Origin of the sequence: Nocardiopsis halophila DSM 44494 (assembly GCF_000341245.1) — a bacterium.
Classification (GTDB): Bacteria; Actinomycetota; Actinomycetes; order Streptosporangiales; family Streptosporangiaceae; genus Nocardiopsis_A; species Nocardiopsis_A halophila.
Window position 1 is genome coordinate 1 of record NZ_ANAD01000216.1, and the last position, 20,878, is coordinate 20,878.

Consider the following 20,878-nt stretch of genomic DNA (forward strand, 5'->3'; position numbering starts at 1 on the left):
TCGGCGGGCAGCGGGAGCTCGGCCGGCAGCCCGTCCAGGGCCCGCCTCCAGTAGGCCAGGCCCTGCGCCAGGGACGAGCCGGGGTCGTCCTCGGCGCCGAGGACCTCGCGCTGCCAGCGCGCGAAGTCGGTGTAGCGGACCGCCGGGGCCGTCCACGCGGGGGCGCGGCCCTGGCGGCGTGCGGCATAGGCCGCGTCCAGGTCGCGGACGAAGGGCCCCTCGGACCACTCGTCGGTGGCGATGTGGTGGAAGCACAGTCCCAGCACCGCCTCACCGGGGGCGGTGCGCAGCAGCTCGGCCCGGACCGGGACGTCGGTGCGCACGTCGAAGGGGGTGTGGAAGAGCCGCGCCAAGTGCTCCTCGACCGGTCCGCCGGCCGCGTCCCGGACCTCCAGGAGCCCGGGCACGCGGTCCATGGGGACCACCTGCGGGTGCGGGCCGTCCCCGTCGTCGGCGTAGACGGTGCGCAGGACGGCGTGCCGCTCCACGGTGTCGCGCAGGGCGGCGGCCAGTGCGGAGGCGTCGACCTCGCCGCGCAGGCGGAAGGCGAGCGGCACGTTGTAGGCGGCGCCGGGGCCGTGCATCTGCTCGTGGAACCAGATGCGCTCCTGGGCGTAGGAGAGCGGGGCGTCCTCGTCGGGGCCGGTGCGGGCGGTCAGCGCGGGCCGGGGGTCCTCGCCGGCGCGCTCGTCGAGCAGGGCGGCCAGGCGGGCGGGCTCGGGGGCGTCGAACACGTCGCGCACGCGCACGGCCAGGCCGGATTCGGCGCGCAGCAGGTTGGCGGCGCGGGTGGCCAGCAGGGAGTGGCCGCCCAGGGAGAAGAAGTCGCCGTGCACGCCGACCGAGGGCAGGCCCAGGACCTGGGCGAAGGCCCGGCAGACCGTCTCCTCGCGCGGGGTGCGCGGGGCCTGGTCCGCCGTGGGCGCGGCGTCGGGCGCGGGCAGGGCCTTGCGGTCGATCTTGCGGTTCTCGGTCAGCGGGAACGCGTCGAGGACGGTGAACACCGAGGGGACCATGTAGTCCGGCAGGCGCTCGGCCAGGACGGCGCGCATCGCCGAGGGGTCGGGGACGGTCCCGGGCTCGGCGACGACGTAGGCGGCCAGGTAGGCCTGGCCGGGAGCGTCCTCGCGCGCGGCCACCACCCCCTGGGCGATGCCGGGCAGGCGGTCCAGCTCGGCCTCGACCTCGCCGGGCTCGATCCGGAACCCGCGTACCTTGACCTGGTGGTCGGCCCGGCCGAGGTAGTCGAGGGTGCCGTCGGGGCGGCGGCGGACGACGTCGCCGGTGCGGTAGATGCGCTCTCCGGGCGCGCCGAAGGGGCAGGCGNACGAACCGCTCGGCGGTCAGATCNGGGGCGGCCGTTGTAGCCCAGCGCCAGACCCGACCCGGAGATGTAGAGGTCCCCGGCGACCCCGTCGGGGACGGGGCGCAGCGCGGAGTCCAGGACGAGGGCGCCGGTGTTGGCGATGGGGCCGCCGATGCCGACGGGCCCGTCGGAGCGCACGGTGGAGGCGGTGGACCAGATGGTGGTCTCGGTCGGCCCGTAGAGGTTGGTCACCTGGGGCGAGCGCGCGGCGAGGCGTGCGGCCAGGTCCGGCGGCAGTGCCTCGCCGCCGACGAGGACGCGGAGCCGTTCGAGCACGGAGGGCCGCTCGTCGGCGAGCGCGCGCCAGAGCGTGGGGGTGGCCTGGGCGATGGTGGCCCCGGAGGCCTCGGCGAGGTCGGCCAGCGCGGCCGGGTCCCGGACGGTGTCCTTGTCCGCCAGGACCAGCGTGGCGCCGGACAGGAGCGGGAGGTAGAGCTCCAGGGCGGAGATGTCGAAGCCGACCGTGGTCACCGCGAGCCAGCGGTCGTCAGCCGAGAGGGGGAACCGGCCCCCCATGTCCTCAAGGAAGTTCACGAGCGCCCGGTGGGGCACCACGACCCCCTTGGGCCGCCCGGTGGACCCGGAGGTATAGAGGACATAGGCGGCCGACCGGGGATCGACGGCGGGGCGCTCCCCGTCCGCACCGGAATCGGTGTCGGCCTCCTCGCGTGCCGCCCGCACAGCGCCGACCGTCAGGCGTTCGACGTCGTCGGGGAGGGAGGCGTCGGCCCCAGGCGCGGTGACGGCCAGCCGCGCACCGGAGTCCTGCAGCATGTACGCGATCCGGTCGGCCGGGAACTCCGGGTCGACCGGCAGGTAGGCGGCCCCGGTGCGGACGGTGCCGAGCAGGGCGGCCACCAGGCCGGTGCCGCGCGGGAGCGCCACGGCCACCACGGAGCCCGGGCCCGCGCCGTGCGAGCGCAGGCGGGAGGCGACCTCCTCCGCCTGGCGCCACAGCTCCGCGTACGTCAGGCTCGCGTCGCCCGCTTCGACGGCCGTCCGGTCCGGGTGGGCCGCCACGGCGCGCGCGACCAGGTCGGCCACGGTCCCCTCGGAGACCGGGCGCGGGTCGGGCACACCGGTGAGGCGGCCGATGCCGGAGGGGTCGACCAGGTCGAGGGCTCCGACCCTGATCCCGGCGAAGGCCGGGGCGTCCGATGCCGCGTCCGTGTCGGCGGTGGTGACGGCGGGGGTGTCGGTGGAGGCGGTGTCCCCGGCTGCACTCGCGGTCCCCCGCCCTGTCGCCGCACCGGTCGTACCACCGGCCTCCGTCTCGTGGCCGGCGGCAGGGCCGGCGCCCCCGGCCCCGTCCGGGGCGGACAGCGCCTGTTCCGCCAGGCGGGTGAACTCGGTCAGGCGCCGGGCGGCCTCCTCCCCGGTGTAGCGGGACGGGTTGGCGTTCAGTTCGAGGCCGAGGCCTCCCCCGGCGTCCGTGTAGACCGACAGCGACACGTCGTCCACCGGCCCCTCCGAAAGGGTGCGGACCGAGGCCGTCAGGCCCGCGAACGGCAGCGCGTAGTCGAAGGCCTTGATGTTGACCACCGGCCCGTGCAGCCCCGCCGCGCGGCCGACCAGGTTCAGGTCGCGGCGGATGTCCTCGGCCCGGTAGCGCTGGTGGGCCCGCAGGCCCTCCAGGGAGCGGCGGGTGCGCTCCACCACGGTCCCCACCGTGTCGCCCGGGGCGACGGCCACCCGCAGCGGCAGCACGTTGACCACCATCGACGGGGTCCGCAGCGCCGCCGAGCCCAGGCGGTTCATCACCGGCATGCCCAGCACCACGTCCCGGGCACCGGTGCGGCGGTGCACGTAGCAGGCGAACAGCGCGGTCAGCGCCTCGGCCCAGCCGGCCCCCGCGGCCGAGGCCGCCTCCTCCAGGCGGGCCCGGGCCGCCGCGCCGAGCCCGGACCGGGCGCGCACCGCCCGGCGCGGCGCCGCCGGGGGCGCCGGCGACAGCAGCGCCGGCTCAGGCCGCCCCTCCATCGCGGCGGCCCAGTACGCGCGGTCCTCCTCGCGCCGCTCCGAGGCGTCGTAGGCCTCCTCCTCGGCGACCACGTCGGCCAGCGGGCGGAAGCCGCGCCCGGCCGGGCGCCCCCCGCCGAGCGCGGTGTAGTGCGCCGCGGTGCGGCGGGTGATCGCGGCGACCGAGAACGCGTCCACCAGGATGTGGTGGAACCGCTGGTACCACAGGTGCCGCCGGTCGCCCACCCGGTACAGCGCGAACCGGTACAGACCCCCGCCGAACAGGTCGGCCGGGGTGTCCATGTCGGCGCGCATCGCCTCCAGCGCCGCCGCCTCCGGGTCGCGGTGCCCGCGCAGGTCCACCGCGTCCACGGCGCCCTCGCCGCGGCCCGGCGGGTACACCCGCTGGCGGGGCACCCCGCCTTCGTCGACGATGCGGGTGCGCAGCGCGTCGGCCTCGGCGGCCACCGCCGCCACCGCCTCGGCGAAGCGCCCGGAGTCCAGGTCTCCGCGCAGATCGACGTACTGGCCGACGTTGTAGACGGGGTTGCCGGGGTCGACCTGCTGGGCGTACCAGACCCCGCTCTGCGCTCCGGTCAGGTCGCTGCGGCGGTCGCGGTCAACGGTCATTCGTGCTGCTCCGGGTGAGGGCGGGTGGTGGTGGGGTGCGCGGGTGGAGGCGGGCGCGGCGCGAGGCCGCCGTTCAGGAGAGCAGGCGCGCCCAGGCGGAGATGCTGGGGTCCTCGGCCAGGGCGACGAAGTCGGTCTCGGCGCCGTCGGTGCGCCACTTCTCCACCAGGCTCATCAGGCGGATGGAGTCCATCCCCCGGTCCAGCAGGTCCTCGTCCTCGCCCAGCGTGCCGGGCTCCTCCTCCAGCACGGCCTCCACGTCGGCGCGGATGCGCTCGGGCGTGAAGGGGGTCTCGGCGGCTCCGGTGCTCATGGTCGTCCTCGCTCCTCAGGGCTCGGGGATCGGTGCTCGGTGGTCGTGCGGTTCCGGGGCGGCCCGGCTCAGGCGGCCTCGGGGGTGCGGGCGCTCAGGGATTCGAGGATCTCCCCGGTGCGCACCGCGATGTTGGACAGCAGGGTGGAGGAGATGCCGTGCGTGTGCTCGGTTCCCCCCTGCAGGTAGATCCCGCAGGTCACCTCGTCGTCGGTGGCCAGGCGGTAGTCGCGGCCCACGGCGGGGCGGCCGCGCTCGTCCAGGACCGCGTGCCCGGCCAGCGGTCCGAGCAGGCGCCGCGGGTCGACCGGCCGGTAGCCGGTGGCGAAGACGACGTAGTCGGCGTTCAGCGGCACCTGCTTGCCGGTGGGCAGGTGGTCCAGGGTGAGCGACACCCCGTCGGCGCCCTCCTCCACCGCCGAGACCCGGGACAGGTTGTGCAGCACCAGCCGCTCGGTGCCCAGCACCCGGTCCTGGTAGGAGGCCCGGTACAGGGCGTCGATGAGGTCGGGGTCGACCACCGAGTAGTTGGTGTTGCGGTGGTAGCCGAGGATGTCGTCCTTGACCGCCTCGGGGGAGGTGTAGAAGGCCTCGACCGCCTCGGGGTCGAAGATCCGGTTGGCGAAGGGGCTGTCGTCGGAGGGGCTGTAGCCGTACCGGGAGAAGACGGCGTGCACCTGGGCTCCGGGGAAGCGCCGGTAGAGGTGGTCGGCGACCTCGGCGGCGCTCTGCCCGGCCCCCACCACGGCGAACGAGGCCGGCGCGGCGCCCTCGCCCAGCGCCTCCAGCCGGTGCAGCAGGTACTCGTTGTGCCAGACCCGCTCGCCCATCGGCACGCCCTCGGGCATGCGCGGCTCCAGGCCCGGGGCCACGACCAGGTTGCGCGCGCGGGTGCGGTGCTCGGCACCGCCGGCCTCGCGGGCCACCACGTCCACGGCCCACACCCGCCCGGCGGCATCGCGCACCGGCTCCACCCCGGTGACCTCCGAGCCGTAGCGGACCCGGTCCGACAGCCGCCCGGCGCACCAGGCCAGGTAGTCGTGGAACTCGCTGCGCAGCGGGAACAGCGTCTTGTGGTTGATGAAGTCGTGCAGCCGCCCCACCCCGTGCAGGTAGTTCAGGAAGCTGAAGTCGCTGGCCGGGTTGCGGGTGGTGACCAGGTCTTTGAGGAAGGACACCTGCATGGTGGCGTCCTCCAGCAGCATGCCGCGGTGCCAGCCGAAGCCCTCCTGGCGCTCGTGGAACACCGCGCTCAGGTCGGGGCGGTCGGGGGCCGCGCGCCACTCCTCGAGGGCGATGGCCAGGGCGACGTTCGAGGGGCCGAATCCGATGCCCGCCAGATCGTGGACGGGGTACTGCGGGGACGTGGTCACGTGGTTCCTTTCGGGAGGGCCGCGCGCCCGGCGCGGCGGTGCTGTCGGTCGGCGGTCATCCCAGCGGCGCGGGCGCGGCGCCCGCCGCCGCCAGCGCGTCCTCCGAGGCCAGGGCGGCCCCGCAGCGGCGGGCGGCGTAGCGCACCGCGAAGTGGTGGTCCTCGGCGGTGAAGTCGGCCATGGCGTCGGCGACGAAGAAGGGCTGAACGTCGCGCATGAAGGCGTCGGCGGCGGTGAGCAGGCAGCCGATGTGGGCGTAGACCCCGGTCACCAGCAGCTGGTCGCGCCCCTGGGCGGACAGCCGCTCGGCCAGGTCGGTGCCGGAGAAGGCGCTGTAGCGCCGCTTGGTGAGCACGGTGTCGCCCTCTCGGGGGCGCACCGCCTCGTCGATGGCGGTGTGCTCGGGCACGTCGCGCATGCCCGGACCCCAGAAGTCCGCTTCCAGGCCGCGCTCCTCGGGGTCCATGCCGCCGGGCTTGGCGGTGTAGACCACCGGCGCGCCCACGGCGCGGTAGGCCTCGGTGATGCGGGCGATGTTGCGCAGGGCGGTGGCCAGCGGCTCGGCCCCGACAGCGAAGGGGCGCAGGAAGTAGTGCTGCATGTCGTGGACGAGGACGGCGGCGCGGGCCGGGTCGGGCTTCCACGGGGCGCGGTTCTCGGGCAGCCGGTCGGCCGCCGGGGGCGGGTAGGGGGCGATCTGCGGCAGGGACATCGGTGGGCGGTCTCTCTCCTCGGTGGCGCTCAGGCGCGCTCGGCGGGGCGGGCGAGGGCGTCGGCGATCGCGGCCCGCAGGTCGCGGCGGCTGACCTTGCCGACGCCGGTGGCGGGGAACTCGGGGACCACCTCGACGCGGTCGGGGATCTTGTAGGAGGCCAGTCCGCGCTCGCGCAGGAAGCGCAGCAGGACCGGCCGGGTGAGGGCGCCGCCGCCCTCGCGGGGGATCACGTAGGCGCAGGCCCTCTCCCCCAGGTAGGCGTCGGGCATGGCGACCACGGCAGCGTCGTGCACGTCGGGGTGGGCCAGGATGTGGTCCTCGACCTCGTCGGGGGCGATCTTCTCGCCGCCCCGGTTGATCTGGTCCTTGACCCGGCCCTCCACGACCAGGTGGCCGGTGGGGGTCAGGCGCACCACGTCGCCGGTGCGGTAGAAGCCGTCCGGGGTGAAGGCGCGCGCGTTGTGCACGGGGGCGTCGTAGTAGCCGCGGATGGTGTAGGGGCCGCGGGTGAGCAGCTCGCCGGGCTCGCCCGGGTCGGCCTCGGTCCCGTCGGGGCGCACGATGCGGATCTCGTCGTCGGGCGAGATGGGGCGGCCCTGGGTGCCGGTGACGGTGGCCTCGTCGTCCTCGGGGCGGGTGTAGTTGACCAGGCCCTCGGCCATGCCGAACACCTGCTGCAGGCGGCAGCCGAGCACCGGGGCGACGCGGCGGGCCGCCTCTGGGGCGAACTTGGCGCCGCCGACCTGCAGCATCCGCAGGCTGGACAGGTCGCGCCCGGACTCGGCGCCGCGTTCGACGGCGTCCAGCCAGAGCAGCGCCACCGGGGGCACCGCCGCGGCCAGGGTGACGCGTTCGGACTCGATCAGCCCCAGGCAGGTGGCGGGGCTGGGGTCGGGGGCCATCACGACCGAGCCGCCGGCGTAGAGCACGCCCAGGAAGCCGGGCGAGCTCATCGGGAAGTTGTGCACGACGGGCAGCGCGCTCAGGTAGACGGTGTCGGGGCCCAGCTCGCAGATGTCGGCGCTGGCCCGGACCGAGTACAGGTAGTCGTCGTGGGTGCGGGGGATGAGCTTGGGCAGGCCGGTGGTGCCGCCGGAGAGCTGGAAGAAGGCGACGTCGGCCGGGTCGGGGGCGGTGAACACGCTGGGGTCGACGGTGTCGGAGCGCAGCGCCTCCAGGGCGACGGCGCCCTCGCGGGGGGCGTCGCCGGCGCCGGGGGCGGCGTCCACGACGTGCGGGCGGGGGCCGTCGGCCTCCTCGGCCACCCGCAGGGCCATGCCGACGTGGTCGAACCCGGTCCCCGAGGCGGTGACCAGGGCCCGGGCGCCGGTGGCGGCGACCAGGTGGCTGACCTCGGCGGAGCGGTGCGCGGGCAGGGCGTAGACCGGGAGCGCGCCGATCCGGAACAGCGCGAAGACCACCTCCAGCACCTCGGCGGTGTTGGGCAGCTGCACCACCACCGGGTCGCCGGGGGCCAGGTCGAGGCGGCGGGCCAGCCCGGTGGCGAGCCGGTCGGCGCGCCCGTCCAGTTCGGCGTAGGTCCAGCGCCGGTCGCCGGAGACGACCGCGGTGCGGTCGGCGAAGCGGTCGGCGCCGTCCCGCAGGAGCCCGCCGAGGGTCCGGCCCGTCCAGTACCCGGCCGCGCGGTAGCGGTCGGCGAACTCCTCGGGCCAGGGGGTGCATCCGTGGCGCATGGGTGGGGGCTTCACTTCCTCGTCGGTGGACAGGGCGGCGGCGGGGGGCGGCGGGGCCGGGCGGCGGGAGTCCGGTGCGGTCAGAGCCGCTGGTTGACGCCCAGGGCGAGCAGGAGGGTGCGCAGCTTGGCGGAGGTCTCGGCGAGCTCTTCGGCGGGGTCGGAGCCCTCGACGATGCCGCCGCCGGCGAACAGGTCGAGGGTGTCCCCGGCGATGTCGGCGCAGCGGATGGCCACCGCCCACTCGCCGTCGCCCTCGGCGTCGGTGTAGCCGACGGTGCCGGTGTAGAAGCCGCGGTCGAAGGGCTCGACCCCGGCGATGGCCGCGCGCGCGGCGTCGGTGGGGGTACCGCACACCGCCGGGGTGGGGTGCAGCGCCATGGCCAGCTCGACGGAGGGGGTGCGCGCATCGGCGAGCGTTCCGGCGACGCGGGTGGACAGGTGCCACATGGTGGCGGTGCGCACCAGCTCCGGTTCGGCGGGCACGTCCAGCTCGGAGCAGAAGGGCCGCAGCCCGTCGGCGACGGCCTCCACGACCAGGGCGTGCTCGCGGCGGTCCTTGGCCGAGGCGAGCAGCTCCACGGCGTTGCGCTGGTCCTTGGTGGCGTCGGCGCTGCGGGGCCGCGAGCCGGCCAGCGGGTTGGAGACCACGGTCCGCCCGTGCTTGGACACCAGCAGCTCGGGGCTGGCCCCCACGAAGGTGCGCGGGCCGGGGGCCCCGGCCGGGGGCAGGCCGACGGCGAAGGTGAAGCCGGAGGGGTCGCGCCAGGCCAGGTTGCGCAGCACCTGCGCGGCGTCGACCGGGCCGGGCCCGCGCATGCGCAGGCACCGGGCCAGGACGACCTTGTCCAGGCGCCCCTGCGCCGCGTCGCCCAGCGCCTCCAGCACCTCGGCGACGGCCTTGCGGTGGGTCTCGGGCTCGGGGACCGCCTCGGCCTGCCACGGCCCGGGCAGCGGGCGGCGCTCGCCCTCGGCGGGGGCGGTCTCGGCGGCGGCCGGTCCGGCGGTGTGCAGGGCGGCGGGCACCACCAGGCGGGCGGGGGCGCCGGGGGCGAAGGGGATCGCCCCCATCGCGACCGGGGCGGGCGCCCACCCGGCCGCGCGCACCCGTTCGAGCATGGCCGGGACGCGGGCGGGGTCGTCGGCGGTGTCCAGGGCGCCCTCGCCCAGCAGGGTGCGCTCGGGGGTGGCGATCAGGCCCATTCCGGGGGCGTAGGCGCTGAGCAGGTCGCTGGGGCGGGCGGCGGTCGGGGCGGTGGGCGCGTCGGGCACCGTGGGACCTTTCTCGAAAGGCGGCGGGAGAAGGCGGCGGGAGGGCGCGGGGCGGGTCAGGAGCGGGGGGTGGCGCCGCCGTCCACGCGCAGGTCGTGCAGGGTGATGTGGCGGGCCTCGTCGGAGGCCAGGAAGCGCACCGCGGCGGCGATGTCGGCGGGGTCGGCCAGCCGGCCCAGCGGGATGCCGGTGCGGAACCTGTCGGGGGCCCCGGCGATGACGGCGGGCGCGNCATGCCGCGCTGCATGGGGGTGTCGGTGGAGCCGGGCGAGACGACGTTGCAGCGCACGCCCAGCGGGGCCAGTTCGACGCCCAGGGCGCGGGTGAAGGATGCGGCCGCGGCCTTGGAGGCGCCGTAGGCGGCCAGGTCGGCGCGCGGGGTGTCGGCGGCGTTGGAGCCGACCGTGGTGATGGTGCCCGCGCCGCGCGCGGACATCCGGCGGGCGGCGGCGCGCAGCACGTGGAAGGCGCCGGTGGCGTTGACGGCGATGAGCTCGGCCCAGTCGGCGTCGGTGGTGGCGGCCCCGGGGCCGGTGCGCAGCACGCCGGCGACGCTGACGGCGTGCCGCACCGGCCCCAGGGAGCGTTCGGCGGCCTCGAAGGCCTCCTCCACCGCGGCGGGGTCGCGCACGTCGCAGGGGAAGGCGCGGGCGGTGCCGCCGGCCGAGGCGATCTCGGCGGCGGCCGCCCCGAGCGGCTCCTCGGCCAGGTCGAGCGCGGCGACGCTCGCCCCGGCGTCGGCGAGCGCGCGGGCCACGGCCCTGCCGATGCCCTGCGCGGCTCCGGTGACCAGGGCCACCGTCCCCTCGATGCCCGTGTGGGACACGGCCTCCCCCTTGACATGAATAAGGGCAAGCACCCCTAACTAAGGCAATGCTTACCTAAGCGACCGCCCGTAAGTCTGAAGCGGGTGCACACACGGTGTCAACCCACCCGAATCGGGCGCGCACGCCCCGCACACGCCGCCGCCGCACCGACACCCGCCCCGACCTGCGGAAATGATGTAAGGCTAGCCTTACCTGACTGATTTCGGTCGGATACTTCACTCCGACCCGGACCACCCGCCACGAACCCGCACCCACCGCCCGAGCGGCGCATTCGCGACAATCCGTCATTGTCGGCGACCCTCCGTACTTGTTCCACTAGCGTGGGCCCCATGGACATCACCCCCCTCATGTGGTCCATCGCCCTCCTCCTGCTGGCCGCGCTCGGTGTTCCGCTGGTGCGCGCTTTCACGGTCACCCGGGAGGACTGCGAGGGCCCCGTGGGCACCTTCATCAACCCCTTCCTGCTCGCCGTGTACCTGATCGCGCTGGCCATGGGGCTGGTGATCGGCTGGGACCACTACCAGCAGGCCGGCGCCGACGCCTCCGACGAGGCCTCCACGGTCATCGACGTCTACTGGGGCACCCAGGCCTACTCCCCCGAGGACGCCGAGCGGGTGCGCTCGGCCGCGCGCGACTACGTGGCGGCCGTCACCGAACAGGACTGGCCCCGGATGCGCCGGGAGGGCGAGCTGAGCCCCGAGGGCGCCACCGCCATGACCGGTCTGCGCGCCGCCGTGGAGGAGGCCGCGGTCGGCAACGGGATGTCGGAGGCGGACCGGATCGCCGCCCTGGAGAAGACCAGCACGCTGATGCACCAGCGCATGATGCGCGCGGACTCGGCGGGCGAGAGCGTGCCGCTGGGGCTGACCGTGACCACGGCGCTGGCCGGACTGGCCGTGGTGGTGCTGCCGCTGGCCATGGGGGTGCGGGGGTCGCGCACCCGCATCCTGTGGGGCGGGGTCACCGCACTGACCGTGCTGGTCTCGGTGGTCGTCCTGCTCACCCTGGACAACCCCTACCGCGGCCTGCTGGAAGCCGGCAGCGACCCGTTCGACGAGGCGGTGGCCGAGTTCGACCGCATCGACGCGCTGCCCCCGCCGGCGTAGCCGCGCCCGGAACCGACGATCCGGCCGTCCTCCGGGACGGCCGGATCGTCTCTGCAGTGCACCGTCACGGCCCCGGGGCCGGCCCTCGGGGACGGGCGCTCACCGGGCGCCGCGGGAGCGCGCGCCGCCGGCGACCGCGATCGCGGTGACCAGGGCGAGCAGGACCACGAGCCGCGCGGGCGTGAAGGCGCCGGACGACTCCTGCGGCTCCTGGGCGACCGGCAGGACGGGGACGGCCTCCCCGCTCTCCTCCGGCTCGGGCTCGTCCGCCTCCTCAGGCTCCTCGCCCTCTTCGGGCTCCGCGGGTTCCTCGGGCGGGGCCGGGGGCTCGGGCGGCGGCGCGGGCTCCGGGTCCTCGGCCCGCGCCTCGGCCGGAGGCTCCGCCGGAGGTTCCGCGGGAGCGGGCGCCGTCGGCTCCGCCGGGTCGGGCCGGGGCGGGGCGGTCCTCTCCGGCGGGGGGTCGGGCTCCGGGGCCGGGTCGGGGGGCGGTTCGGGCGGGTCGTACCCGGGCGGAGACTCCTCCGGCGGCGGCTCCGAAGGGGGCCTCTCGCAGTAGCCGGGGGCGTTGATCGTCACGCAGACGCCGATTCCGACCCGGACTCCGCCGGAGGGCGCCGGGGCGGCGCCCTCCGGCGCCGCGTAGGCCGGCGCGCCGGTCGCGGCGGCACAGGCCATGGCCAGGACGGCGGCCGCGGCACGCGGCGCCGCTGCGGAATCGGGCACGGCGAACCCTCCCCGGTCTCGATACGTCGCCATTCGTGCGCAAACAGTAGCGACGCCGGGGCCGCACCACACCCGGTTCCGCAGAAGCGGAGGGTTTTCGACGCCACGTCCACTTCATCACGCAGGACCGAATCCCGCCTTCCCCGTCCCGCTCCCCCACCACCGCCCCACCGGACACGCCGGGGAAACAACCCGCCGAGGTCTTCACTCTGTGGAGTTAAACAACTACTCTTTGTGGTTGTCGTGAGACGGGCCGGGCTGACCGAAACCCGCCCTCCGACCACCCGATGCCGAAAAGGAGATCCACCATGAAGAAGAGCCTCGCCGTCGCCGCCCTGACCGCGGCCGCCGCGGGCGCGGCCCTGGCCGCCGCCCCCGCCGCCTCGGCCGGCGACAGCTACGCGCTGATCAACGGCGACGTCGCCCCGTGCGCCGTCGCGCCGTGGAACTGGGAGGGGCCGGTCGACATCCTGACCGTCACCGGGGACTACAACGCCTGCCAGAAGCTCGGCATCACGCACGGCGGCTGAGCCCCGCCCCTCCGGCGCGTCCGCGCGCCGGCACCGACCGACGACACCGACGACCCACACGACATTGAGGAACACCATGAAGAAGGCCTTCGCCGTCGCGGCCATCGCCGCCGGCGCCCTCGCCGCCACCGCCCCGGCCGCCGTCGCCGGCGACAGCTACTCCGGCGTCAACGGCGACGTCCTCAACTGCACCGGCCTGCCCTGGAACTGGGAGGGCTTCGCCGACGTGCTGACCCTCACCGGCGAGTACGACGCCTGCAAGACCCACGGCGTCACCTACGGCGGCTGACCGACCGCGCCGGGCCGCCCTCCCGCCCCACCCGGAGGGCGGCCCGCATCCCGTACGGTCGCCCTGACCGCCACCGGCCCGGACCCGCGGCTGCCATCCGGACACTCTCACTTTGCGCTACATCTAACCGACTCCGGGTAGCCATCTGTCGGCCGGGGGCTCTCGTCGAGCCCGAACCGCGACCGGGAGGGACGCGCGATGACCGAACTCGAGGAGACACGGGCCCAGCAGCGGAACCCGGAGTCGCTCAGCCCGCTCGAATTGAAGAACCGCCTGATCCAGCGCGCGGGCGAACACGACCGCACGGCCCGGCACGCCCGCCGCCGGGCCGCGGAGATGCCCGACGCCGGGCGCGGCACCCCCGACCGGACCGCGCTGCCTGCACGCGAGGCCTTCTTCCTCCTCGGCCGGTTCGCCGTCGGCGAGGTCCGGAAGGCCTGGAACGAGGGGGCCGCCCTCGGGGGCGGGCCCCGGGAGGAGGGCATCGCCGAGCGGTTCGGCCTCTTCCTCGACGAGAACACCGGGGAGCCCGGGGCGGACCTGCTCCGGCGGATCATGCGGACCGTGCCCGAGCCGCACGCGGACGCCGTCGTCCACGAGCTGGTCGGCGGGGTCATCGGCGATGAGCACCCGGTCCCCGACCGCATGCCGCCCTTCTGCGAGCGGTCCGTGCGCGCCTACCTGGAGCGCACCATGGGCGGCAGGTCCCCGCGGGAGGGCTGCGACCTCGTCGCCGCCGAGGGCGGGACGGCGGCCGTGTGCTCCGTCCTCGACTCGCTCCAGGCCAACCGCCTCCTGCGGCGCGGCGACCGGATCGCGCTGATGGCCCCGGTCGTCACGCCCTCTCGGCAGATCCCGCGCCTGGAGCGGTACCCGTTCGAGGTGACCGAGGTCAGCGCCTCGCGCGGGATCGAGAACGGCTTCCGCACCTGGGCCTACGACGACTCCGGGATCGACAAGCTGGCCGACCCCTCCATCCGGCTGCTGTGCCTGGTGAACCCGTCCGACCCGCCGTCGGTGCGGCTGTCGGACCGGGCGCTGGAGCGGATCGCGGGCATCGTGGACAACCACAACCGCGACCTGGTCATCGTCACCGACGACGTGTACGGCGCCTCCGCCGAGGGCTCCACCTCGCTGATGGAGGCGGCACCGCGCAACACCATCGGCGTCCACTCCTTCCCCATGTACTTCGGCGCCGCCGGCCGGTGCACCGGCGTCATCGCGCTGAACCCGGACAACACCGTCGACGAGCAGATCGCGCGGCTGGGCCCGCAGGACGCACGGGCGCTGGAGGAGCGCTACTCCCCGATCACGTCCGACGTGCCCGGCCTGAAGTTCATCGACCGCATGGCCGCCGACGGCCGCTCGGTCGCCCTCGACCACACCGCGGGGCCCTCCACGCCCCAGCAGGTGCAGATGGCGCTGTTCGCGCTCTTCGACACGGCCTCCGACGCGTCCGGGTACCGCCGCCCCGCCAAGGAGGTCCTCACCCGGCGGCTGGCCGCGCTCTCCGAGGGGCTGGGGGTGGAGCTCCCCCGGGATCCGCTGCGCGCCGGGGACTGCGTCGAACTCGACCTGCTGCACTGGGCCGGCCGGACGTGGGGCGAGGACTTCGCCCGCTGGCTGCAGGCCGAGTACGCGCCGGCGGACCCGGTTCTGCGCCTGGCCGAGGAGGAGGGGGTGGCCGTGCTGAACGGGGACGGCTCCGACGGCCCCGAGTGGTCGGTGCGGGTGCCGCTGGCCGACCTCGACCACGAGGCCTCCGCCCGGGTCGGCCGCGCCCTGCGGTCGATCTGCGAGGAGTACCACCGCCGCTACACCGGCGGCGCGGCCGCGTGCTGACCCCGCGCCGGTGCGGTGGCGTGAGCCGCCGGCGCGGGTCTGGCAGGGTCGGGGCATGGGCGACGACATCCGGCTGATGCGCGTGTACGACGCCGAGGGCGACGGCGCCCCCGCCGAGGGGCGGGTGTTCCTGGTCGACCGCCTGTGGCCGCGGGGCGTGCGCAAGGAGGCGCTGCACCTCGACGGGTGGCTCAAGGACGCGGCGCCGAGCCCGGGGCTGCGGACGTGGTTCGGCCACGACCCGGACCGCTGGCGGGAGTTCTCCGCGCGCTACGAGCGCGAGCTGGAGGAGCGCCCCGACGCGGTCGACCCGATCCTCCGCGCGCTCGACGAGGGTCCGGTGACGCTGCTGTACGCGGCCAAGGACACCGAGCACACCCACGCGCTGGTCCTGCGGGACCACGTTCGGGCCCGCAGGCGGGAGGACGGGAAGGGCTGACCGGGGCCTCTCCCGGGGGCGGAGACCACGACGGGCGCGGACCGCCGCTCGATGCGGCGCCCGCGCCCGTCGCGCGGCGGGGGCAGGGCCCGGTGGCGTCCGGTCACCTGCCCCGGTCGCGCCGCTCACGGACGGCGGCGGCCGCGTCCGCGGCGGCCGTGCGGGCGCGCCCGGCCAGCGAGGCGCCCAGTTCGGCGCCGCGGTCGCGCAGGGCGGCGGCCCTCTCGCCCCAGGCGGCGGCGCGGTCGGCGCCGACCCAGGCCAGGACCAGGTCCCGGCGGGCGAACATGAGGGCGATGACCAGAGCCGGGACCAGCGCCAGGGCCAGCGCGCCCGCGGCCAGGGGCGCGTCGGCGGCGGCGAGGTTGACGGCCGACATGTCGTTGGCGGCGGTGGAGGCATGGGTGGCGCCGGAGCCGCCCTGGCCGCCGTCGCCGTCCTCGGAGGCCCCGGTGCCCTGCTCGGAGCCCTCGGACCCGTCGGAGCCCTGGGCACCCTTCTCCTCGTCGCCGCCCGCCAGGTCCTCGGGGACCGGGGACACCGCGTCGGTGCACTCCTCGCCGGAGCCCATGGGGCGGGGGGCGCCCTCGGTGCCGTGGCCGTCGCCCCACTTGGTGATGACGTACTCGACGTCGATGTGGCCGTTGCCGCCGGAGACGGTGTAGCCGGAGTCGTTCCAGGACTCTCCGGTCAGCTCGGCGAAGGTCTTGCCGTCCAGGTCGAGCAGGACGTTGCACCCCTCTGCCGGGTCGCCGGGGCCGCGGTCGCCGATGAAGAACTCGGCCTTCTTGCCGTCGTGGACGACGTAGCCCTCGGTGCCCAGGGGCCAGCTGGGGCTGGCCGCGAGGCCCTTCTGCATGGGCTCGCCGGAGGCGGGGGCGCCGGTGTCGCCGTTGATGCCGGAGCCGTCGTCCCAGAAGTAGGACGCTTTGACGTTGCCGTACTGGACCGCGTTCTCAGTGCTCATATACAGGTGCTCACGATGCTGGGCCGGTGCTGTTGGCGGGCGAGGCCGGGGGCTCCACGGCGGATCGGAGCGCGGCGGTTCAAGGGCGCGGTGGATCCGGGGCACGGCGCAGGGCGCACCTGCGGCGCGGGTGGCATCGGAGGGCGGGCTGTGGGGCGCGGGGATGGGGCGCCGGAAGGGAGGCGGCACGCTGGCCGTGGGACCTCCCCCACCCGCTCGGGCCGGGGGCCTCGGTCCCGGCGCATCGGGGGCGCCGGGGTCCGGCGGCGTCGTGGTCGCGGGGCGGCGGCGTCAGGGCCGCACCCGCCTCACGGGCCGAACACCGGCAACAGTAACCCCGCGCGAAGGAAAAGGCGAGGTCAAGAGGGGTGCACCGGGGGTGGTGAAGGTTAAAGCGGCCAGGGTGCGCCGACCGGGATCCGGCCGCACGCGCCGCCTTTTCGGTGAGAGCCCGGTCAAAATGCGCGTCTGGTCACATTCCGATAACGGACCTGGTGGGCCGGGTCGTTGCGGCCCAGGTCACGGTGGTTCCCGGAACGGCACGGCCGGCACGCGCCGCCCCGGGGCGCGCCCCCTCCGGGGCCCAGGCGGCGTCTGCGGGATCAGCGGGAGTCGAGGCGGGGGAAGACGACCCGCTGCAGGATGAGCGTGACCGCCGCGGCGGCCGGGACCGCGATCAGGGCGCCCACCAGGCCGAGCATCGCGCCGCCGATGAGGGCCGAGGTGATGGTGACGGTGGGGGCGACGTCGACCGAGCGCTTCATGACCCGCGGCGCGATGACATAGCTCTCGATCTGCTGGTAGGTCAGGAAGAACACCAGGGTGACCGCGCCCAGGAACAGGTCGCCGATGCCCACGGCCAGGGTCGCGGCCAGGGCGCCGATGGTGGTTCCCACCAGGGGGATCAGCGCGGTGACCGCCACCACCAGGGCGAGGGTGAGCGCGTAGCCGAAGCCGATGCCGGTGAGGAAGAGGAAGGCGACCACGCCGCCGATCGCGGAGATGAGCAGCTGGCCTCCGATGAAGTCGCCCACCCGCCGCACGATCTCGTCGCCGAGCTCGCGCACGCCGCTGCGGCGCGAGCGCGGCACCAGCCGGTAGCCGGTCTCGGTGATGCCGGGCAGCGAGGCCATGAAGAACAGCGTGAGGATGAGCACGGTGAAGGTGGCCACCAGCGAGTTCAGCACGGCCTGGCCGATGCCGAACACGCCGCCGAAGACCTGCTGCCCGAAGTCGGCGCTGGTCAGCAGGGACTGGGCCTGGTCGAGCAGGCCGAAGCGCTCGTCCAGGTCCGACATCACCGGGTTCTGCTGGAGCCGGCCCAGGTAGTCCGGCACGTTCTCGGCGAACTCGGTGATCTGCCGGGTGAGCGGGGGCACCAGGGTCCACACGAACACGGTGGTGAACAGCACCAGGGCGGCGCACACGGTGAGGATCGCCGCCCAGCGCGGCAGCCCGCGCCGGCGCAGGAACTCGATGATGGGGTTGAGCCCGACCGCGAGGAAGAGCGCCACGAGGATGTTGATGAACACCCCGCGGATCTCGACGAGCGCCTGCACCAGGATCCAGGCCGTGAGCACCCCCAGGGCCCCGGTGAAGCCGAGCACGAAGAAGTTGGGCGCCTTGGCCTCGCGGCGCGTGCCGAGGGTGGCCACCGCACCGGCGGAGGTGCTCCGGGGCGCGCCGGGGCCGGAGGGCTCCTCGGCCGGAGCGCCGCCGGTTTCCTGGTCTCCGTCGGAGCCGTCGCCCTTCGGCCCCTCGGGGTTCTCGCTCACGTGATCCCTCCCTGTCTCAGGCGGCAACGCTAGCGCGTGCCCTACCCCGAGGGGCCGACCTTCGCCCCTCCGGCCGCCCGTGTCCCGGGAATCGGCGTCCCGGGAATCGGCGTCCCGGGAATCAGGACGTCCGGCCGGCACGGGCGCAGGGGTCACCCGGATCAGGTCCGTAGCGAACGGCGTCCCGGGACGCCGCATCTACCCGGGTTTTCAGAAGTTCGGCCGGGCGCGGAGGGACGGATGCCACGGTTCGCGCCGATCAGCAGGCCGTGGCCCCGGCAGGCGCCCTGAGGCGGGCCCGGCCCAGTGCTCTCTGCCTGGCCCGGGCCCAGCGGCCGGGGTCCTTCCCCTGCACACAACTTCCGACAGACTCAATGGCCGCGTTCGGCCGCGGCCCTCTGCCAGGCGCCCTCTCCGAGCAGGCGCAGGCCGTTCAGGGCGACGATGACGGTGGAGCCCTCGTGGCCCGCCACCGCCAGCGGCATCGGCAGGTGGCCGAACAGGTCCCAGGCCACCAGCGCTCCGATGAACACCCCGGCGAGCACCAGGTTCTGCACCACGAGGCGGCGGGCCCGCCGCGCCAGGGACACCGCGGCGGCCACCGCGCCCAGCTCGTCGCGGACCACGACGGCGTCGGCGGTGCGGCGGGACAGGTCCGATCCCGACCGGCCCATCGCCACGCCGGTGTGGGCCGCGGCCAGGGCGGGGCCGTCGTTCACCCCGTCGCCGACCATCATCACGTGGGCCCCGCCGTCCTGAAGGGCGCGCACCCGGTCCGCCTTGTCCTCGGGCAGCAGTCCGGCGGCGACCTCGGTGACGCCGGCCTCTTCGGCCGCCCGCCGCGCCGCCGCCGGGGCGTCCCCGGTGAGCAGCAGCGGCGTCCGCCCCGTCCGGGCGGCCAGGGCCGCGACCGCCTCCGCCGCGCCCTCGCGCACGCGGTCGGCCACACCGAGCACGCCGACCGGGAGCCCGTCGCGGAGCACGACCACCGCGGTGCGCCCCTGTTCCTCCAGGGCGCGGGCCTCCTCGCGGGCGGCGGCGACGGGGCCGGACCCGTCCTGCGCGAGGAGCCGGGCGGGGCTGCCCACGGCCACCGCCGCGCCGTCGACCTCGGCGCGCACGCCCTCCCCGGGGGCCGAGGTGAAGTTGCGCGCGGAGGCGGCCTCCACGCCCTCCTCGTGCGCGGCCTCGACCACGGCACGGGCGATGGGATGCTCGCTGGGGCGCTCCGCCGCCGCGGCCAGGGCGAGCAGGGACGCCCGGTCGCCGCCGTCCAGCGGGCGCACGTCCGCCACCCGCGGCGCCCCCTCGGTGAGGGTGCCCGTCTTGTCCAGGGCGACGGTGTCGGCGGCGGCCAGGCGCTCCAGCGCCTCCGCCGACTTGACCAGCACGCCGTGGCGGCCGGCGTTGGCGATGGCCGCCAGCAGGGGCGGCATCGTGGACAGCACCACGGCGCAGGGCGAGGCGACGATCATGAAGGTCATCGCGCGCATGAGCGCCGAGGCCGGATCGGATCCGAACGCCAGCGGGACGGCGAAGACGGCGATGGTGGCCGCGACCATGCCGATGCTGTAGCGCTGCTCGATGCGCTCGATGAAGCGCTGGGTGGGCGAGGTCGTCCGGGAGGCCTCCTCGACCATCGCGGCGATGCGGGCGACCACGGCGTCCCCGGCCTCGCGTCGCACGCGCACGGTCAGCGCCCCGGACCCGTTGAGGGTTCCGGCGTAGACCTCGTCCCCGGGGGCCTTGTCGGCGGGCAGCGCCTCCCCGGTGATGGTGGCCTGGTCGACCTCGCTGCGCCCGTCGACGACGCGGCCGTCGGCCCCGACCGCCTCGCCGGGGCGCACCAGAACGGTGTCGCCCACCGCCAGGTCCTCGGCTGCGACGGCCTCCTCCCGTCCGCCGGGTCCCAGCCGGGTCGCGGTGGCGGGGGCGAGGTCGAGCAGGCCGCGCACGGAGTCCTCGGTGCGGGCGGTCGCCACCGCCTCCAGGGCACCGGAGACGGCGAAGATGACGATGAGCAGGGCGCCGTCCCCGGGCTGGCCCACGGCGGCCGCGCCGAGCGCGGCGACCACCATCAGCAGGTCGACGTCGAGGGTGCGCCCCTTGAGCGCCTTGAGGCCGGACAGCGCGGGCTCCCAGCCGCCCAGGGCGTAGACCGCGCCGTAGAGCAGGCCCGTGGCCAGGGGCGGGGCACCGAGCAGGTCGAGCGGGAGGGCGAGGAGGAACACGGCGAGCGCGGCCGCGGCCCAGCGCACCTCGGGCAGCTCCAGCAGGCGGGTGCGGTGGCGCCGCGGCGCGGCGGCGAGCTGGGCCGCCGGTGCGGGCGCGGCGGCGGGGGCGGACGGGTTCGCGGTGGGTGAGGGCATCGTCGGTCCTCGCGCGGTGGTTCGGGGCAGGGCGGGACGGACCGGGGCGGAGCCGCGGCCGGTCGGGGCGCCACTATACAGGAACACATGAACAAGTCTTCATTAGTTCACGAAAGTAGGATGGTTCCATGGGCCACGAACTCGCTTCCCCTTCCCCTGCGGCCGCGCCCGCGCTCGACGCGGCCACCGCCGAGAAGGTGGCGTCCACCCTGCAGGCCCTGGCCACCCCCTCCCGCCTGCTGATCCTGTCCCGCCTGCGCGAGGGGCCCCTGCCCGCCACCGAGCTGGCCGACGCGGTGGGCATGACGCAGTCGGCCTGCTCGCACCAGCTGCGGCTGCTGCGCAACCTGGGCCTGGTCGCCGGCGAGCGCCGGGGCCGCTCGGTGGTCTACTCGCTCTACGACCACCACGTCGCCCAGCTCATCGACCAGGCCTTGAACCACGTCGAACACCTGCGCCTGGGCCTGCCCGACCGGCCCGGCGGACAAGCCTGAGACGACGCGGCCGTCGGCCCCCTCCTGAAGCCCTTCGCGCAGCCCACGACGGACGCTTAGTACTGCAACGACAGGTCGGTCGAGGACCCGGCGGACGCCGACCACGCGACAGGGACGGACACGTCCCCAGGCCCGTCTGCCCGGCGGCGGGTGGCCTGGCTTCCTTCCGTTGTTGATCTCGGGGAAGTCGGCCCTG

The 20,878-nt window shown here is 75.6% G+C and carries 16 protein-coding genes and 2 pseudogenes; 6 read left to right on the forward strand and 12 right to left on the reverse strand.

The window, feature by feature from the left end; genetic code table 11:
* The 8 genes and pseudogenes from D450_RS32785 to D450_RS31165 form a co-directional block, all read right to left on the reverse strand.
* On the reverse strand, positions 1 to 1,139 hold a 1,139-nt coding region (locus tag D450_RS32785), incomplete at its 3' end, for a condensation domain-containing protein (protein ID WP_241483266.1).
* 284 nt (positions 1,140 to 1,423) lie between these two features.
* Positions 1,424 to 3,955 (reverse strand): annotated as a pseudogene (locus D450_RS31160) (AMP-binding protein); the annotation flags it as partial.
* Between the two features lie 73 nt (positions 3,956 to 4,028).
* Entirely contained in the window at positions 4,029 to 4,268 is a 240-nt protein-coding gene (locus tag D450_RS0123960; protein ID WP_017541161.1) for a phosphopantetheine-binding protein, read from the reverse strand.
* A 68-nt stretch (positions 4,269 to 4,336) separates the two neighbouring features.
* Positions 4,337 to 5,641 carry a lysine N(6)-hydroxylase/L-ornithine N(5)-oxygenase family protein gene (locus tag D450_RS0123965; protein ID WP_017541162.1) on the reverse strand — a complete coding sequence of 435 codons (1,305 nt, stop codon included), beginning with the start codon at positions 5,639 to 5,641 and terminating at the stop codon, positions 4,337 to 4,339.
* 55 nt (positions 5,642 to 5,696) lie between these two features.
* Positions 5,697 to 6,353: an isochorismatase family protein gene (locus D450_RS0123970; RefSeq protein ID WP_017541163.1), complete on the reverse strand. Its 657-nt coding sequence runs from the start codon at positions 6,351 to 6,353 to the stop codon at positions 5,697 to 5,699.
* A gap of 29 nt (positions 6,354 to 6,382) precedes the next feature.
* Positions 6,383 to 8,050 carry a (2,3-dihydroxybenzoyl)adenylate synthase gene (locus tag D450_RS0123975; RefSeq protein WP_017541164.1) on the reverse strand — a complete coding sequence of 556 codons (1,668 nt, stop codon included), beginning with the start codon at positions 8,048 to 8,050 and terminating at the stop codon, positions 6,383 to 6,385.
* Between the two features lie 80 nt (positions 8,051 to 8,130).
* The gene (locus tag D450_RS0123980) at positions 8,131 to 9,321 is read right to left on the reverse strand and encodes an isochorismate synthase (RefSeq protein WP_017541165.1); all 1,191 of its coding nucleotides are present in this window, start codon (positions 9,319 to 9,321) and stop codon (positions 8,131 to 8,133) included.
* Positions 9,322 to 9,377: 56 nt separating this feature from the next.
* A pseudogene (locus D450_RS31165) lies at positions 9,378 to 10,147 on the reverse strand (2,3-dihydro-2,3-dihydroxybenzoate dehydrogenase).
* Positions 10,148 to 10,477: 330 nt separating this feature from the next.
* Between D450_RS31165 and D450_RS0124000 the strand changes: the two are divergent.
* Positions 10,478 to 11,254: a bestrophin-like domain gene (locus D450_RS0124000; RefSeq protein ID WP_017541168.1), complete on the forward strand. Its 777-nt coding sequence runs from the start codon at positions 10,478 to 10,480 to the stop codon at positions 11,252 to 11,254.
* A gap of 99 nt (positions 11,255 to 11,353) precedes the next feature.
* Here D450_RS0124000 and D450_RS31985 read toward each other — a convergent pair whose 3' ends face one another.
* Positions 11,354 to 11,977: a hypothetical protein gene (locus D450_RS31985; RefSeq protein WP_051063655.1), complete on the reverse strand. Its 624-nt coding sequence runs from the start codon at positions 11,975 to 11,977 to the stop codon at positions 11,354 to 11,356.
* A 308-nt stretch (positions 11,978 to 12,285) separates the two neighbouring features.
* Between D450_RS31985 and D450_RS0124010 the strand changes: the two genes are divergently transcribed.
* The 4 genes from D450_RS0124010 (at position 12,286) to D450_RS0124025 (ending at position 15,077) form a co-directional block, all read left to right on the forward strand.
* Positions 12,286 to 12,507 (forward strand): hypothetical protein, encoded by a 222-nt coding sequence (locus D450_RS0124010; RefSeq protein WP_017541169.1) that lies wholly within the window; start codon positions 12,286 to 12,288, stop codon positions 12,505 to 12,507.
* A gap of 76 nt (positions 12,508 to 12,583) precedes the next feature.
* Positions 12,584 to 12,796, forward strand: a complete 213-nt coding sequence (locus D450_RS0124015; RefSeq protein ID WP_017541170.1) for a hypothetical protein — start codon at positions 12,584 to 12,586, stop codon at positions 12,794 to 12,796.
* 198 nt (positions 12,797 to 12,994) lie between these two features.
* Positions 12,995 to 14,638 (forward strand): bifunctional aspartate transaminase/aspartate 4-decarboxylase, encoded by a 1,644-nt coding sequence (locus tag D450_RS0124020; RefSeq protein ID WP_017541171.1) that lies wholly within the window; start codon positions 12,995 to 12,997, stop codon positions 14,636 to 14,638.
* A 55-nt stretch (positions 14,639 to 14,693) separates the two neighbouring features.
* Positions 14,694 to 15,077 (forward strand): DUF488 domain-containing protein, encoded by a 384-nt coding sequence (locus tag D450_RS0124025; RefSeq protein WP_017541172.1) that lies wholly within the window; start codon positions 14,694 to 14,696, stop codon positions 15,075 to 15,077.
* Positions 15,078 to 15,180: 103 nt separating this feature from the next.
* Here the strand turns inward: D450_RS0124025 and D450_RS0124030 are convergent, their stop codons facing one another.
* From D450_RS0124030 to D450_RS0124040, 3 genes are all read right to left on the reverse strand, one after another.
* Positions 15,181 to 16,044 carry a hypothetical protein gene (locus tag D450_RS0124030; RefSeq protein WP_026128743.1) on the reverse strand — a complete coding sequence of 288 codons (864 nt, stop codon included), beginning with the start codon at positions 16,042 to 16,044 and terminating at the stop codon, positions 15,181 to 15,183.
* Between the two features lie 602 nt (positions 16,045 to 16,646).
* Positions 16,647 to 17,819, reverse strand: a complete 1,173-nt coding sequence (locus D450_RS0124035; protein ID WP_017541173.1) for an AI-2E family transporter — start codon at positions 17,817 to 17,819, stop codon at positions 16,647 to 16,649.
* A 371-nt stretch (positions 17,820 to 18,190) separates the two neighbouring features.
* On the reverse strand, positions 18,191 to 20,188 hold the full coding sequence (locus D450_RS0124040) for a heavy metal translocating P-type ATPase (RefSeq protein ID WP_017541174.1): 1,998 nt from the start codon (positions 20,186 to 20,188) through the stop codon (positions 18,191 to 18,193).
* Between the two features lie 128 nt (positions 20,189 to 20,316).
* Here D450_RS0124040 and D450_RS0124045 point away from each other — a divergent pair, with 128 nt between their 5' ends.
* Positions 20,317 to 20,682 carry an ArsR/SmtB family transcription factor gene (locus tag D450_RS0124045; RefSeq protein ID WP_017541175.1) on the forward strand — a complete coding sequence of 122 codons (366 nt, stop codon included), beginning with the start codon at positions 20,317 to 20,319 and terminating at the stop codon, positions 20,680 to 20,682.
* The last annotated feature ends 196 nt before the right edge of the window (positions 20,683 to 20,878 follow it).